This window comes from Neobacillus drentensis (genome assembly GCF_036966985.1).
GTDB lineage: Bacteria > Bacillota > Bacilli > Bacillales > Cytobacillaceae > Neobacillus > Neobacillus drentensis_E.
Map to the genome: position 1 here is coordinate 272 of NZ_JBALSN010000084.1, position 16067 is coordinate 16338.

The following is a 16067-nucleotide window of genomic DNA, read 5'->3' on the forward strand; positions in this document are numbered from 1 at the left end:
AATGTGAGTGATTTGAAAATTTTCTCTGAGAAAATGAAAGAACTTGAAACAAAAGGAGATACATACGTTCATGAAGTAATTAAAGAATTGAATGATGCCTTCATTACTCCAATTGAACGAGAGGACATCCTTCACTTAGCGATGAGTATGGATGATGTACTCGATGGACTTGAAGGATGTGCAGCATTATTTGAAATGTATTCTATTACTAACGCCGATGAATTTATGAAGAAATTTGTAGATGCAATTCAAGGAAGTGTCCATGAAATTGACAAAGCTGTTGAACTACTTTCAAATAAAAAGTTACAGCAAATAAGAGAACATGCCATTAAGATAAAAGATTTTGAATCCAACTGCGATAATATCTTACGCCAGTCGATTAAAAATTTATTTACGGTTGAAAAAGACCCGATCCGGATTATCCAATACAAAGAAATTTACGAAAACCTTGAAGATATTGCCGACTATTGTCAAACGGTTGCCAATACACTTGAAACCATTATCATGAAAAATGCTTAAGGAGCAAACATATGAGCGTTGTATTAATTTTAACGATTTTAATAGTCATTGGTGCCCTTGCATTTGACTTTATTAATGGATTCCATGATACAGCAAATGCAATCGCAACCTCTGTATCCACCAAAGCTCTCAAACCACGCCAAGCAATTATGTTAGCAGCGATAATGAATTTTGTAGGAGCATTGACATTTACTGGGGTTGCCAAAACTATCTCTAAAGACATTGTTGATCCATTCTCACTTACTGGTGGTCATACTGGATCGATTGTTATTTTTGCTGCACTGCTAGCAGCTATTTTTTGGAACTTACTCACTTGGTATTACGGTATTCCAAGTAGTTCATCACATGCAATTATCGGTTCTATTGCTGGTGCAGCCATTGCTGCAAAAGGATTTGAAGTAATTAAAGCTGAAGGTTTTATAAAAATTATTCAAGCATTAATTCTATCACCTATTTTAGCTTTCACAGTTGGGTATATTGTTTACAGCATTTTTAAAGTCGTTTTTAAAAATTTCAATTTAACTAAAACCAACCGATCCTTTCGTTTAGTCCAAATTGCTACTGCCGCGTTACAATCCTATTCACATGGAACAAACGATGCACAAAAGTCGATGGGGATCATCACCATGGCTCTGTTAGCTAATGGTTATCTTCATACTGATGAAGTGCCTTTTTGGGTACAGCTCTCTTGTGCAATTGCAATGGGATTAGGTACATCAATAGGTGGATGGAAGATTATAAAAACAGTCGGCGGGAAAATTATGAAGATTCGTCCGATTAATGGTGTTGCCGCAGATTTAACGGGTGCAGCAATCATCTTTGGAGCCACTTATATCCATTTGCCAGTCAGTACTACCCACGTCATTTCTTCAGGGATACTAGGGGTAGGTTCTGCACATAGGCTTAAAGGAGTAAAATGGGGTACAGCTCAACGGATGTTAGTTACATGGGTAATTACACTTCCAATTACTGCATTATTAGCTGGTATATTTTACTTCATTCTCAATATCNNNTTAGCCTAATTTTTTGACTATATCACTTCTAAATATGTTGAACTTTCATATTTTTATGATAGAGGACAAGTTTTGGAGTGATGGATGATGAAGGAAAAACTAGCAGCAATGCTGCTCGGGAGTTTACTGTTAAGCCTTGGGGTAAATGGATTTTTAGTTCCTTATCACTTACTTGATGGAGGCGTAATCGGGTTAGGACTAATCATTCATTATTTTTACGGGTGGCCGACTGGACTAAGTATTATTGTCTTAAGTCTTCCTTTATATGTTTTAGCCTGGTTTTTTGAGAGACGCTATTTCTACTACAGCCTTCATGGCCTTATCATCTCTTCCTTTTGTATTGACTTTTTATCATTTATTAACGGTAAAATCGAAATGGGGATATTACCAAGCACCATCATCGGTGGATTGCTTGTCGGGATAGGGATAGGACTTATGCTGCGTTATGAAACCAGTACAGGCGGGACAGATTTGCTTGCACAATTATTAACTAAATTTACTTCTATTAATATTGGGATTATCATCTTCTTAATAGATGGTCTTGTCATTACAAGCGGTATTCAGGTTGTTGGATTGGAAAAGTTCTTTTATTCTCTTCTCACAATCATCTGCGTCGGCCTTATGACGGCACTAACCGTAAGAGGAAACAATAATCAACATTTTCCTTATTATTAAAACAAAAGGGAAGGAAAACGCTTGTTTTTCCTTTCCTTAATATTACTTTCCTTTTATGTCAATTGTTCCATACATTTCTTTCATAATTCCATAGGATTTCTTCAACCGTTCATAAAAGGCTGGTTCTTCCCACTTTTTCCAGCTGTATAAAAATGCGTCGAACTGGTGAAGCCGATTATTTTTTGTTCTAGGCAATGTTTGAGTGACCTTCCCCAGTTCTGTTGTCACAATAGCGAGTCGAATTCCACTCGTTTCAACACTGCCAGATAATCCGCTTTTCCAGACATTTCCCATTACTTCCTTTTGACTAGGATCTTTCACATTTAACAGCAGCCATGGAATCCTTCCTTCAATCATCTTCCTATCATTACTAATGCTAACATCAGTTAAAGAGTTGAATTTTTTACTATTTGGATTTGCGCTCCCAAACTTCAGTTTTCCTGTCTCGTAACTCGCAAAAGGAATAATTTCCTTTGTGGTTGGAATGGTTAATTCCTTATTAAGAGCAAGTCTAATGGGATGAAACACTCCATTGTTCTTTTGCTTCACATAAGGCTGTTCCTCAATCATCTTCAGCAGATGGGCGTACTGATAATAAAAGGTATCATAGTAACTATCGACCATGATACTTGAAGTCTCAGGACCTGTAAGATTTACTAAAAAATCAATCCCAAAGTCTGTTTTGATTGATATCTGATCGATTAATGGAATTTGGGTTTGGCCCTGTTGCTTCACGGAATCAAGCAGCAGGAATGTTCCTTGTCTGCGAAAATCAACTGGACGATTATATTTTAAAAGGAAATATAAATATCCATTGTCAGAGGTCAACCGAACTTCCTTTAAAGTATCCTTTTTATCATTGCTAGGATAACTCTTTTTGACTTGCGCCTTCTCCCAATCCCTCCCAATACCATCAACAAGGATTTCAGTCTCCTTTTTCCCCGGTTCAAAACCTAGTAAACCAAAGTGCTGTTCATTGGTTTGCATGTTATTCCAATATGGCCTTCGATCAGGATCATCAAAATCCATGGTATTCCATGTCCGTTTAAACCATTCATCCTGCCAGGTGAAAACAAGTCCTCCCATATAGCCTTCAGAAACAATCGATTGGTATAGATGCTTATTAATATTCCCTTGTTCTTCTTCTGAATGAAATCCTTGGTTCATCCCATATGCGTTCTTATGTGTTAACCCTCTTGAAGCTGGAACACCAAATTCTGCAACAAGCACTGGCATTTGATGCGCAGAACGGAGCTCATTTAAATAGCCTGCATAATTGTTTTTCCTACCCTTTGCATCAATATAATTAAGGTATGACTTTTCATAGTTAAGAAAATCAGGATAATAAGGATAGATATGATAGGAAGCAAATAATCCTGCAGAAAACTGCTTAGATTCCTTAATATGATTGGGGTTCACTGAAACCATATCTTCATTCTCTAGTGGTTCGGTTGGATGCTTCAACAGATCTGTTGTAACCCAGTTCGTAAAACTCATTGAATGCTGCCAATGGTAGTGTTTCGCCTCATAATCAGCAGCATAATCCATTAAACCAGCCAGCCAGATTTCAAATGGATTGGCCCCTTCTGTTTTAAAGTACTCCCCTGTATATTGTCTAATTTTTGAATGCTTATCATTTGTATTTGTGACCATAGCAGGGTCCCATTCCGTGCCAACAATGATTCCCAGAACGTACTTCGAAATATCGTACTTATATTCACCTGAGGCATGACCAGGCCGGTCTGGTATGTCTGCTTTTCCATGGATAATATCAATCATATTTTTTATTTCTAGTTTTGCATCGTCTAGATTTACTTTGGAAAAAGCATCTTGTGTTTGAATAAGATTTTCTTCATTAACCCATGTCCCATGAAATAAGAAAAGCGGCTTACTAGCAATTTTGTTATATTCATAAAATGCTTCGTAAAATTGTGGCGGGTGGAGTGTGTAGACTCTGACCGCATTGGCATTCATTGCACCAATTTCTTTAAACCATCGAAAGTATTCACCTTCTGTAATCGCCGTCTCCCCAGGAAAATAACCAGGTTTTCCTATCCCCATGTTTACACCCTTAATTAAGAGATCTTCCCATTTCCCGTCCTTCTGAATCTGAATATAAGATTTTCCAGTTTTGCTGTTTGATTTTATTCCATCATGTTCGACAACGTCCACTTTTTCCTGTTGTGTCACATGGTGTAATCCATGCTTTAAGATATCCTTCATCATTGGTACATAAGTTTCCCAATAGAAAGAACCATTGGAGCCAACATGCTTCTTCCAAGCATCCAAACCTTGTGTTTGATAAATTCCTGGAACATCAGCTTCGTCAGCAAAATCCCCTGAAAAGTAATAAGAGGAATACTTAGCATTTTGGTGAAAAATGACGGCTGGAAAAGAAGTTGGAATCCCATATCCTTTAAGTGTTTCTTTTGCTTCCTTAGAAATCGGCAGCTTATAGTCGGCCAATATTTCCTTATTATCTCTGGCATCAATAATATCGAACCAATAACTATACTTTCCATTGAAACTTTGTGTAAAATGTTTTTTTCCGCTTCTAGTCAATTCAAACAGAAGACCTTTGTCGTTAATGTCTTTTTCTCCAATTACAACGATATAATTGTTTTTACTGACAAATACAAATCCTTTTCCAGTAAATGACCACTTTTTATTTTGAGTCTCATAATTCTCTTTTACCCATTCTGGTACCTCTGTACTATTAAGGTTGGAAAAAAAGCGACCGATCCAGCCTGCCCATTCAACATTAAGCAAATTTGAGATCTCAGCTTTCGACGATTCTGATGTAGGACTTGCAAACGTATTAAATTCTGCTATTAATGTTTTGCCTTTAGATTGAATTAGTTCTTTTTTTATTTGATTGACTTCATCACTTTGAAGCCCACCATAAATTTTTGGAGAGTGTTTACCTAAAGGATTTTGTCCGTAAAATTCCTCTTTATAAACTCCATATTGATCCGTTAAATAAATCACATCGTATGGTTTTAAATCCTTTGGTAAAGGATTTATTAAATATTCCTTTCCCTTCTTTGGTTCAAATCCTCTATAGTCTTCCGAAACTGAATAAGGTTTTTTTCCCTTTTTATAATATTTAGCATTATTTAGGATCCAAACCAATCCTTTATGTTCTCTATAGGAAGGATTTGGAACAGTCTTGTCGACAATTAATACGTTTAATTTTTTCATGGGCTGAATTTGCCATAGCCAAAAGGGGCAGGTGATAATAATTAAAAAAAGAACCGTATAAATGATTAAATTAATTGGTTTTTTCATTCGGAAACACCTTTTCTTTTCATTTCTCCCCAACTTCGATCACCGATTATCATCTGCCAAATGCCCTCACATCTCCACAACACGGTCAGCGGCCTGTACCAAATGGTTTCTGTTAAGGAGTACAAAAATAACTTCATGATATCTGATACTTTTGGGTACTTTGTTAGACTCCATTCTTCCAATAGAACCGATGTCATTGAAAAAATAGACCCATATAAACAAGAAAGGAGAAATAACAAAATAGCAAATTCTATATAGGTCCCCCCAAGTATTAAACAAAGCATCATAAACAGGTATCCTAAAAACTCAATAACTGGCCCGAAAAATTCGACAATCCAAAAGTATGGGAAAGATATCAAACCAATCGAACCGTATTTAGGGTTAAATGTGATTTTCCTATGAGTCCATAAGCTTTCCAGTAATCCCCTATGCCAACGTCTCCTCTGCCTGCGAAGGAAGGTCACATCCTCTGGAACCTCCGTCCAACAAACAGGATCTGGAACATAGACAATCTTTTTCTTTATTTTTTTTTCCCTTAAGAGTCGATGGATTCTAACAACTAATTCCATATCTTCCCCGACCGTATCTGTTTTATAACCACCCGCTGCAATCACCCATTGCTTCGAAAAAACTCCAAATGCTCCTGAGATAATTAATAGAAGATTGTGCCGGCTCAAGCCAATTCTCCCCATTAGAAAGGCACGCAAATATTCGATGATTTGCATAACAACTAAAGGTTTATTCGATAAACCGATTTTTAGGATATGACCATTTTTAATTTGGCATCCGTTCGCAATTCGAACACTTCCACCCGAGGCAATCACTTCTTCATTTGAATCAATTATGGGTTTCATCACCTTTAAAAAGGCATCTTGTTCAAGAACAGAATCGCCATCTAACGAACAAAAATAAGGGTAATGCGAGAAATTAAGGCCCACATTAAGGGCATCCGCCTTTCCCCCATTCTCCTTATCAATAAGAAACAAATTCGATAAAATAGCTGATTGATAAATCCTGCTAATTGGTTTCGTATCCACTTGCCTTCTAACTACTTTTTTTATTTCCTTCATATCATAGTGCTCCATTACTTTTGCAAGTGTTTGGTCGGTTGAACCGTCGTTCACCACAATCACTTCAAATATTGGGTAATCTACACTCAATAATGATCGCACACTCTGAATAATCCCTGCTTCTTCATTGTATGCTGGTACGATTATAGAAACAGGTTTTGTATAAAATTCGTCCGAATAATCTTCATATGCTTGTACTCTGTCAAGTTGGTATTCCTTCCGAAGCTGGAAAAAAGAGATCATCAAGATAACAGAGTAAAAAGAAATAACAATAACCATATATACAGCGATAAACCAAGCAAAAAGCGTTACAACATTTTCCCACACTAGAATTTCCATTTTCTATACCCCTTTATGAAGCCATTCCCATGCCATATCCCTAGCAAATACATCCTTTGAAGTTTCTAACACTTCCTGTAAAATCTGGTGCCCATTCGGAAATTGGCAGATGGCCTCTCCGGCCTGAAAACGAACCCACCACATTTGGTCATGCAAAAGCTCGATTAATCTTGAAATCCCTTTGACTTCTTTTAATGAACCAATAAGTTTGGCAGCAATCATTCTTTCTTCCCATTTACTAGAATAAAGTAGTTCTAAGTAGGGTTCTGTATTTTTCACATAGCCCACATTCGATAATGCCTTTAAGGCTCGAAGCCTGATTTCCCCTTTATAGACTGAAAAGATTTTCTCAAGAAAAGGAAGATAATTTAATTCCTTTTTTATTGAAATTACATCTAGGATTGCTGTTTGTAACGACTGACTGCTCTTATGAAAATGAAGAATATACTTTTCAAATTGCTTTTGCTCGAGGCGAACTAAAATCGTACGGTACTCAAATTCAGAGAGATTCTGGTAGCGGGTTATTAACAGATCAAATAAAAATTCATATTGAAATAATGCAAGGATTCTTAAGGAATGAATAAGTTCTTCGTGGGAGAGTTTTTTTTTCTGTGTTAGCAAGTAGATATCATCGTTCAGGAGAGTTAATTTGAAATCTTCAATATGATAGAGGGTGTTCATACGTTTACTCCACCTTTTACTTTTAAGTTGCTTGCGATACCTCTCCAATAAATACATTGATGCAAGTTCTGTTAATCGTGACTTTTCATCCTCACCTTCTAAAATTTTGCTAAATCTGCCTAGAAGTTCTTCGATGGCTATTTGTTCAAGAACGTTTTTGGGATTCAGTCCCCTAGAATACCCTCCCTCCATTAACATGGTAAAAAGAACGGAATGATATTTTTCTATAAATTGCCCAATTGCTTTCCTGTTTTTAATATCCATTGCCTTTCTTATGGTTAGATATATTAGTAAAACCACTAAAATGACTAAAATCGTTATCGTTAAAATTGTCAGGTAATATAATTCATTTTTCAGCATGCTATTTCATCCTCTTGATTAACCTTTCAATCCTAGCTTGTAGCTCTTTAATACTAAAAGGTTTAGTTATATAATCATCTGCTCCTAGCTTTAATGCCCTTTCAATGTCCGTTTCCCTTTTTCTCGCTGTCAACATAAGGACATAGATATTTCTCCCATTTTTTATTTTTTTTACTTTCTGCAGGATTTCGATACCATCCATAACAGGCATAACACCATCAAGTATTAAAAAATGTATGCCATTTTCCTCTAAGCGTTTTGATTCAAAGAATTGTAGACCATCTTCAAATGTTTCAATGTCTAATTCAAAATGATCAAAAACCATTACCTTTAGTATTCTTATTAACATGTCTCGAATAATCGCATCGTCATCAATGACCGAAATGAACAAGGTTTCTTTTGTAAATACATTATTTAAATTCATGACTACCTACTTCCTAAAATGATAACCCTTCAAATATGTATGAACAGACTTTCGCTGTTTTTGATTCAATACCTTTACTATTCCCTTATTTTTAACTGATTTTATGTATTTAAAGTTTATTATTAATAATTCTATCTGTCACGAGAAAAATACAGAAAATGGTCGAATAATATGAGTTTTTGTCAAAATTCGTCGAACCAAAAAAAGGATCCAAAAACAGGATCCCATAATTGCTTTTTATATGAGGTTTTTAACCTTATTTGTACAGTTGTCCATTGCTGACATTATGGATCCCCGAAATTGCTTTTCCTCCAAGGTAACAACTGCTTCAATTGTTGCCCCACCTGGCGTACACACATTATCTTTGAGTTCTCCTGGATGTTTTCCGGTTTCAAGGACCATTTTTGCAGCGCCAAGAACAGCTTGAGCAGCTAGTCTGTACGCTTGATTCCTTGGTATTCCCTGCCTTACTCCACCATCCGCCATAGCCTCTATAAGCATATAAACATATGCCGGGGAAGAACCACTGATAGCAGGAACGGCATCCATTAGTTTCTCTTCTAGCCTTTCAGTCTTTCCAAAGGTCTGGAACAAGTGCTCTACCTCAACAATTTCATTTTCAGTAAGGTAATCATTCGCACAGATCACACTCATGCCTTCCCCAACTAAAGATGGAGTATTAGGCATTGTTCTAATCGTCTTTACATGAAAACCAAATGCCTTCTCAATATCCATTATGGTAATCCCAGCAGCAATCGTTACAATGATTACATTTTGTTTTATATCGTTCTTGATTTCTTCGATTATTGTTGCATATAGATCAGGTTTCACCGCAATAATAAGGATATCAGCAAAGATAGCAACATCTCTGTTATTTAGTGTTGTGCATATATCATACTTTTGTTTGATTATTTTTTTCGTACCTTCTGTGTTAGCACTAGCCAAAATATTCTCTTTTGGAATCGTTAATGATTTAACCATTCCCTCCATCATTGCTTGTGCCATTTTTCCTGCCCCAATAAAACCTATTTTCTTTTTCAATTTTCTCCCCACCTATTTAAACATCTCATTCTCCAATACGATGATGTTTTCTGCAAAAGTTGTTTTTCCTATTTCTTTTGTATTTTCCACCAACCTGTATATATTATCACAACATTGTTTAGCACCTATAACTAATAAGGGTACCCCAATAAAATCAATTTTTAACCCCCTTGAGAAAAATCCACCCATGGACATAGCAAAAGGAACAGTTGGTGAAGTATTGGAGAAGACAATTTTTTCATCAAATTTAAATTTTTCTTGCAGCAATAAACTCATTTCTTTTAATGCAGGGATCACATATTTATTTCTTTTCCGTCCAATCGTATAAACAGAGTTTCCATCTTCATCCATTCCATGGAAAATAATCTTACCAAAATCTGCTTTCGTTAATTTATTGAAATATTTCACAGTTAAAATTTCTTCTTTTGTTAGTTTTCGTTCGGATTGTGGTAATTGTTTTAAATGGTAGGCCGCTGCTAAAGAAGTTGTATGAGTTCCGCCAAAATCATTATAGATATAAATCATGGAATCATCCTTTATTTTTGCTATGTATATTATGTTCCATATTGTATTTTCCAATTCAAGGAGATTTCCCACACCAAATAAAAAAGAAGTTTATCACGATTAGATAAACTTCTTCTTTTTACTACTTATTTATTTAAGTCTTTAGGTGAAAAAGCTCCTGGGAGTAGATCCTTTACAAGGATTTTTTGAACATCGCCCTTTAAATTCGTTAGTACTACTTCCATTTCTGCATCACAAAGTTCAGAAATAACCTGACGACAAGCCCCGCAAGGTGAAACCGGCCCTTCAGTATCCGCCACGACAACGAGTGAAGCAAATTGTGTAATCCCATCAGAATACGCTTTAAACAGTGCTGTTCGCTCTGCACAGTTGGTCATACTGTAAGCTGCATTTTCAATATTGCAGCCGTGGAAAACTTGCCCATCTTTTGATAATAGTGCTGCACCAACTTTGAAATTGGAGTAGGGTACGTATGCAAACTCTCTTGCTTTATTTGCTTCTACAATTAAGTCTTTCTTTTCCATCATGTTCACGCTCCGTTAAGGAAATTTATTGCTGAACTAATTTAGTAATCCAATCAAGAAGCACGCCGCCAAAATACACCCCGAAAACACCAACAACTGCGGAGAATACAGGGGGAGCAGGTAATGGAAGCTTTAAGAATTTAAACAACATACCAACTATTAAACCGGCAATTAAAGCCATTATTACGTCTCTCATCGAATTAACCTCACAATTGATTTATTAGTAATTGCTTAAGGATAGCTCACCTTTACTGATTGAAACGCCAGAACTTGCACCAATTCGAGTTGCTCCTGCTTCAACCATCGCAAGTGCATCTTCACGGTTGCGAACCCCACCTGAAGCTTTCACACCAATTTCTGGACCCACGGTTTGACGCATCAAGCGAATATCCTCGACAGTGGCTCCGCCTGTTGAAAAACCTGTAGATGTTTTTACATAGTCTGCCCCAGCTTTTACAGAAATTTCGCATGCTCTAATTTTTTCTTCTTTTGTTAATAAACAAGTTTCGATGATTACCTTCACCAATGCTTTTCCTTTAGCAGCTTCGACTACCGCACGGATATCTCTTTCTACTAAGTCATCTTGGTTATCTTTTAGAGCACCCACATTAATAACCATATCGATTTCATCTGCTCCATTTTCGATCGCATTTTTTGTTTCAAATGCTTTCGTTTCAGGAGTAGTTGCCCCAAGTGGAAACCCAATTACGGTACATACTTTCACTTCTGGAGTGTCAGCAAGCATTCCAGCAGCTGTTCGAACCCAAGTTGGATTCACACACACAGATGCAAATAAATATTCCTTTGCTTCTTCCACTAGCTTTACAATTTCTTCTTTTGTTGCATCTGCCTTTAATAATGTATGGTCAATCATTCCTACTACATTCTGTGTCATATTCTACGTCTCCCTTTTAATTAAATTTTATATATAAATGTTTTTGTCGATTATCACAATGTAACTATATCAAATATAATGAACATTTGTAAATACATTTATGAACAAATGTAAAAACTTTTTCATCCTACTTAAAGACAGTCTATGTTTAGTTCTTATCCAACAAGAATTGTGCTGTAAACTGGTCCGTAACGAGCACGTTTGCAAACCCGCCTTTTAATGCCCCGTATATTCCCTCAATTTTATTGGGCCCGCCTGCTACAAGAATCGAATAATCCTTTTTCTTTAAATCATCCAAATTTACTCCAAGGGTTCTCTCATTCAGGCTCTCGTTGCACACTTCTCCGTTTTCATCAAAGAAACGGGAGCAAATATCACCCACAGCTTTTCCATACAGAGATTCTAAGTCACTCTCTGTAAAATAGCCTAATTGAAATAATAAGGAATCTGTTTTAATTGGTCCAATCGTAAATAGAGCAATATTCGCCTGACTTCCTAGTTCAAGGATTTTTCGGATATGACGATCAGCCTCCATTGCCTGTTTTACAACGACATGGTCCACTATAGCTGGTAGTGGAAGATTGTGTGGTGTAGTATGAAATGCTTTTCCAAAGAGATATAAAATCTCTGATGCATAGGTATTTGTTTCAGCGTGACTGACACCACCCTTTAACTGGACAACTTTTACCCCTTTTACAAATTTCTGTTTTAATTCAATCGCAATATGGTAAAGGGTCGTTCCCCATGTCACCCCAATTATGTCATCATCCTTAACAATTTGATCTAGATAAATGGCCGCTTTTTCCCCAAGATAATTTTTTATAATATGGTCTTCATATTGCGGGATTGAAGCGACAACTGCCTTCTTCAGGTTGAACTTTTTTTCAAGTTGTCTCGCAAGATTCTCAACATCTTCCGTCGGATCCATTATATTAATCTGGACAATCCCATCACTCTTTGCCTGTTGTAATAGACGCGACACAGTGGGACGGGAAACACCTAGTTTCTTGGCAATTTCGTTTTGATTATAATCCAACAGATAATAGAGCTTTGCTGCTTCAATGACTTTTGTTAACTTTTCACGATCCACAGTTATCACCTTATCGTTATTATTTTCTCTTTATTGTAACAAAAATAATAAACGAAATCACTTTTGTTTTACATTTGTAAAAATTAATATGAATATAATTTCAATTAATGCAATGAAGCTAAGCGAGGAACATGAATTTTCAGCCTCTTTAATGGGGAACAATTATTATGAGAGGAGCCGATATGGTGCAGAAATTAGGCGGATTTATTTACCAAAAACGAAAGTGGGTTCTGGTAACCTGGGGTTTCATTATTTTACTATTAGGTTTGTTTGCTTTAAGACTGCCTACCGTTCTTAAAGGAAATGGTTTTGAATATAACGGGGAATATAATAAAACGCGCAACCTTCTCGAGCAAGAATTTGGATATGCAAAGTCCTCCATTATTCTTGTTTTTGAAAAAGACAAAGCCATAAGTAATGGGGCTTTCAGACAATTCATTTCAACCAATTTTGAAAAATTAGCAGGGTTTGATGATGCAGAGCAAATGATTTCCCCTTTGGAACGAGAAGGAATGATAAAAGCACAATATGCCTATGGGCTTCTTACTTTTAACAAAGATGCTGAAAACCTTGGGACAGAAATCAGCCAATTAAAGACTTTACTAGTAAATAAAAAGGGGCTTAAGGTCACAATGACCGGCGAACCCATTATTGTCCAAGACCTTAATACTGCAAGCCAAGAGGACTTAGCAAAAGCGGAAATGATTGGTCTGCCGATCGCTTTAGTGGTTCTGATCCTTGCCTTTGGAGGACTTATTGCTGCGTCACTCCCGATTGTCATTGGCATAGTTTCCATATTATGTACAATGGGATCCGTTTACTTTTTTAGCTATCGTGCTGATTTAACGATCTTTATTTTAAATATTGTTCCGATGATTGGATTAGCATTAAGTATTGATTTTGCCTTATTATTTATTAATCGATATAAAGAAGAAGTGAAATCAAAGTCTATAAAGGATGCTCTTGAGATAACAGTTTCTACTGCTGGTCGTTCGATAATCTTTTCTGGACTCTGTGTTTTTATTGGTCTATCTGCATTGTGGTTTATCAAAATCGATATTTTTCAGAATGTTGCGCTTGGCGGAATGACTGTTGTGTTCATTTCTGCCGTTTGTGCCTTAACCTTTCTTCCTGCACTGCTTGGTGTTTTGGGAGCTAAAATCAATAAATTAAGTATTTTACCCGCAGTAGACAATCAAACGATAAGTTTTTGGCATCAGTTTGCTAAATTTGTCATGAAGAGCCCTATTCTTATGACTGTAGCAGCCCTTGCAATTCTTTTAGCAGGATTGATTCCTGTTAAACAAATGATTTTAGCGATCCCTGGTACAGAATCCCTGCCGCCAGGTTACCCTTCAAGAACTGCCTTAGAAATCTATAAAGACCATTTTATCGCTAAAGAAAAACGAGACGAGAAAAAAGTCATCGTGGTCCTTGAATCAAGTGGTAACATTCTTAATTTGAGTAATCTAAAAAAAGTGAATAACGTGATTAAAAGTATTGAAAACGATGCACTGGTGAATACCGTTCATTCACCCTTTTCAGCTACTGGATTAAAGGATGTAAACCAGCTTTATCAAGTACTCACTTCTGGGAAAACAACAAAGGCAGCCCCAATTATCGACTACTTTATTAGAGATAATAAAATGCTCTTAGAGGTATATCTAAAAACTGGTGAACATTCTGCTAAAGCAAGACAATGGGTAAGTGACTGGTCAAATAAGGATTTAGGTTTAAAGGCTTCCTTCGGCGGATCGATAAAATTCGAGCAAGAAATTTTTTCTGAAATATATCAAAAAGCACCAGATGGGCTTTTATTGATTGTCCTTTCGACTTTCGTCATATTAATGGCAGCATTCCGCTCCATTCTTATACCATTGAAAGCAATTGTAATGAACATATTAAGCCTGAGCTGCACCTTTGGGATCCTAGTCTGGATTTTTCAGCAAGGGCATTTTGGCGTCACACCTGTAGATATTGCGTTAATTTTACCTGTATTTGTTTTTACTCTTGTTTTTGGACTATCAATGGATTACGAAGTGTTCCTTATCTCGAGAATTCAGGAATTTTACTTAAAAACTGGAGATAATAGTGAAGCGACTATATCCGGTTTAACTTATACTAGTAAAATTATCACTTCAGCTGCTGCCATTATGATTGTCGTCACAGGTGCATTTGCCTTTACCGGCGTCATGCCAGTTAAGCAGCTAGGAGTAGGAATTGCTATAGCAATTTTTATCGATGCAACCATTGTGAGGATGGTGTTAGTTCCAGCACTAATGAAACTACTTGGCGATTGGAACTGGTGGTTTTTTGGCATCAAACATAAAAAACGGCATATGACTAAAAAAAAGCCAGCCTGATGACATTTTCTATTGTATTCCCTTTATCATAATTCTAGTTAGAAAACGAATACTAAGAAAACCTTTAATGCAAGATTATGAAGGAGGTTTTCAATTTGAATAAAAAAACGTTTATTTTTCTTATCATTCTCTCACTTTTTGAGTTCTCTCAACCTGCCTTTTCGTTTAAGGCGGCATCTGCACAAACTCAGCCAGGTGTCGTTGATTTACGCATCCTGGAAACAACTGATTTGCACGCATCCTTAGTCAATTATGACTATTATCAAACAAAAGTAGACAACCGAATTGGCCTAATCAAAACAGCAACACTTATCCGGAAGGCAAGGAAGGAAGTACAAAATTCTTTATTATTTGACGATGGAGATCACCTGAAGGGGAATCCTCTTGGGGAATATTTAGCAAGAATTCGAGGAATACGTAAGGGGAAAATTCATCCGGTTTATCGTGCCTTTAATTATTTACATTATGATGCCATTGCCATTGGTAATCATGAATTCAACTACGGTTTAGGATTCTTAAATGCAGCCGTGAAAGGGGCAAAGATGCCTGTCCTTAATGCCAATGTTTTCTCTGTTAAAAAGAAAAAACCCTACTTTACTCCGTATGTTATTTTGAAAAGAAAAGTGATTGATCAGAATGGGGGAACACATCAACTAAAGATTGGGGTCATAGCATTTATGCCGACACAAATTATGAAATGGGATAAGGCAAATCTTGAAGGTAAAGTTATGGCTAAACCCATTGTTGATTCTGCCAAAGAATTTGTCCCAATCATGAAGTCAAAAGGCGCGGATATCATTGTTGCCCTAGCCCATACAGGAATAAGCTACGGAGCATATAGCGCTGAATCGGAAAATGCAGTCTATTATTTATCAAAAATTCCGGGCATCGATGTCATATTGGCAGGACATTCGCATAATGTCTTTCCAAGTTCTGTGTATAAAAATTCTCCTGATACTAACTTAGAAACGGGACAAATTAATGGTAAACCAGTCGTAATGGCAGGGGCTTTTGGAAATCGTCTTGGAATTATTGACCTCAGACTCGAAAAAACAAATGGCCAATGGGGCGTATTAAAAGGGACATCCTTCACAAGAACCATTGCTAATGATGCTGGGACCTCCCTTGTTAAGAGAGATAAACGTCTTTATCAGTTAATAAAACCAGAGCATCAGGAAACAGTTGATTTTATTAATAAATTAGGGCTTTAATAGTTAAAACTTTCTTTACTTTCAAATTTTAGTTATATAAAATAAAGGT

At 36.5% G+C, this 16067-nt stretch carries 15 protein-coding genes; 5 read left to right on the plus strand and 10 right to left on the minus strand.

Annotated elements, in window-relative coordinates; genetic code table 11:
- The 3 genes from V7659_RS06220 to V7659_RS06230 all read left to right on the plus strand — a co-directional run.
- A partial coding sequence (locus V7659_RS06220; protein WP_335538857.1) for a DUF47 domain-containing protein occupies window positions 1–519 on the plus strand: 519 nt, incomplete at its 5' end.
- An 11-nt stretch (window positions 520–530) separates the two neighbouring features.
- Window positions 531–1541: an inorganic phosphate transporter gene (locus V7659_RS06225; RefSeq protein ID WP_335538859.1), complete on the plus strand. Its 1011-nt coding sequence runs from the start codon at window positions 531–533 to the stop codon at window positions 1539–1541.
- Window positions 1542–1619: 78 nt separating this feature from the next.
- Window positions 1620–2207: a YitT family protein gene (locus V7659_RS06230; RefSeq protein WP_335538864.1), complete on the plus strand. Its 588-nt coding sequence runs from the start codon at window positions 1620–1622 to the stop codon at window positions 2205–2207.
- Window positions 2208–2249: 42 nt separating this feature from the next.
- Here V7659_RS06230 and V7659_RS06235 read toward each other — a convergent pair whose 3' ends face one another.
- The 10 genes from V7659_RS06235 to V7659_RS06280 form a co-directional block, all read right to left on the minus strand.
- Entirely contained in the window at window positions 2250–5495 is a 3246-nt protein-coding gene (locus V7659_RS06235; protein ID WP_335538861.1) for a hypothetical protein, read from the minus strand.
- A complete protein-coding gene (locus V7659_RS06240) occupies window positions 5492–6904 on the minus strand; it encodes a glycosyltransferase family 2 protein (protein ID WP_335453015.1) in 1413 nt (470 codons plus the stop codon). The genes V7659_RS06235 and V7659_RS06240 overlap by 4 nt, the downstream gene beginning before the upstream one ends.
- Window positions 6905–6907: 3 nt before the next feature.
- Window positions 6908–7945, minus strand: a complete 1038-nt coding sequence (locus tag V7659_RS06245; RefSeq protein WP_335453012.1) for a HEAT repeat domain-containing protein — start codon at window positions 7943–7945, stop codon at window positions 6908–6910.
- A 1-nt stretch (window position 7946) separates the two neighbouring features.
- A complete protein-coding gene (locus V7659_RS06250) occupies window positions 7947–8369 on the minus strand; it encodes a response regulator transcription factor (protein ID WP_335453009.1) in 423 nt (140 codons plus the stop codon).
- A 237-nt stretch (window positions 8370–8606) separates the two neighbouring features.
- On the minus strand, window positions 8607–9410 hold the full coding sequence (gene proC, locus V7659_RS06255; protein WP_335453006.1) for a pyrroline-5-carboxylate reductase: 804 nt from the start codon (window positions 9408–9410) through the stop codon (window positions 8607–8609).
- Window positions 9411–9422: 12 nt separating this feature from the next.
- Window positions 9423–9935 (minus strand): DUF3189 family protein, encoded by a 513-nt coding sequence (locus V7659_RS06260; RefSeq protein ID WP_335453149.1) that lies wholly within the window; start codon window positions 9933–9935, stop codon window positions 9423–9425.
- A 125-nt stretch (window positions 9936–10060) separates the two neighbouring features.
- Window positions 10061–10459, minus strand: a complete 399-nt coding sequence (locus V7659_RS06265) for a cytidine deaminase (protein ID WP_335538866.1) — start codon at window positions 10457–10459, stop codon at window positions 10061–10063.
- A gap of 25 nt (window positions 10460–10484) precedes the next feature.
- The gene (locus tag V7659_RS06270) at window positions 10485–10655 is read right to left on the minus strand and encodes a DUF1427 family protein (RefSeq protein ID WP_283877892.1); all 171 of its coding nucleotides are present in this window, start codon (window positions 10653–10655) and stop codon (window positions 10485–10487) included.
- A gap of 24 nt (window positions 10656–10679) precedes the next feature.
- Window positions 10680–11354: a deoxyribose-phosphate aldolase gene (gene deoC, locus V7659_RS06275; protein ID WP_335453003.1), complete on the minus strand. Its 675-nt coding sequence runs from the start codon at window positions 11352–11354 to the stop codon at window positions 10680–10682.
- 148 nt (window positions 11355–11502) lie between these two features.
- Window positions 11503–12444, minus strand: a complete 942-nt coding sequence (locus tag V7659_RS06280) for a sugar-binding transcriptional regulator (RefSeq protein ID WP_144554753.1) — start codon at window positions 12442–12444, stop codon at window positions 11503–11505.
- A 182-nt stretch (window positions 12445–12626) separates the two neighbouring features.
- Here V7659_RS06280 and V7659_RS06285 point away from each other — a divergent pair, with 182 nt between their 5' ends.
- Together V7659_RS06285 and V7659_RS06290 are read left to right on the plus strand one after the other, a co-directional pair.
- Window positions 12627–14807, plus strand: a complete 2181-nt coding sequence (locus V7659_RS06285; protein WP_335538862.1) for an MMPL family transporter — start codon at window positions 12627–12629, stop codon at window positions 14805–14807.
- A gap of 95 nt (window positions 14808–14902) precedes the next feature.
- Complete coding sequence (locus V7659_RS06290; protein ID WP_335452997.1) at window positions 14903–16018, plus strand: metallophosphoesterase; 1116 nt, start codon at window positions 14903–14905, stop codon at window positions 16016–16018.
- Window positions 16019–16067 lie beyond the last annotated feature (49 nt).

Coding starts and splice junctions, on each gene's coding strand:
- V7659_RS06230 (WP_335538864.1), top strand. CDS start 1,620: ATGAAGGAAAAACTAGCAGCAATGCTGCTCGGGAGTTTACTGTTAAGC.
- V7659_RS06235 (WP_335538861.1), bottom strand. CDS start 5,495: ATGAAAAAACCAATTAATTTAATCATTTATACGGTTCTTTTTTTAATT.
- V7659_RS06240 (WP_335453015.1), bottom strand. CDS start 6,904: ATGGAAATTCTAGTGTGGGAAAATGTTGTAACGCTTTTTGCTTGGTTT.
- V7659_RS06245 (WP_335453012.1), bottom strand. CDS start 7,945: ATGCTGAAAAATGAATTATATTACCTGACAATTTTAACGATAACGATT.
- V7659_RS06250 (WP_335453009.1), bottom strand. CDS start 8,369: ATGAATTTAAATAATGTATTTACAAAAGAAACCTTGTTCATTTCGGTC.
- V7659_RS06260 (WP_335453149.1), bottom strand. CDS start 9,935: ATGATTTATATCTATAATGATTTTGGCGGAACTCATACAACTTCTTTA.
- V7659_RS06265 (WP_335538866.1), bottom strand. CDS start 10,459: ATGGAAAAGAAAGACTTAATTGTAGAAGCAAATAAAGCAAGAGAGTTT.
- V7659_RS06270 (WP_283877892.1), bottom strand. CDS start 10,655: ATGAGAGACGTAATAATGGCTTTAATTGCCGGTTTAATAGTTGGTATG.
- deoC (WP_335453003.1), bottom strand. CDS start 11,354: ATGACACAGAATGTAGTAGGAATGATTGACCATACATTATTAAAGGCA.
- V7659_RS06285 (WP_335538862.1), top strand. CDS start 12,627: ATGGTGCAGAAATTAGGCGGATTTATTTACCAAAAACGAAAGTGGGTT.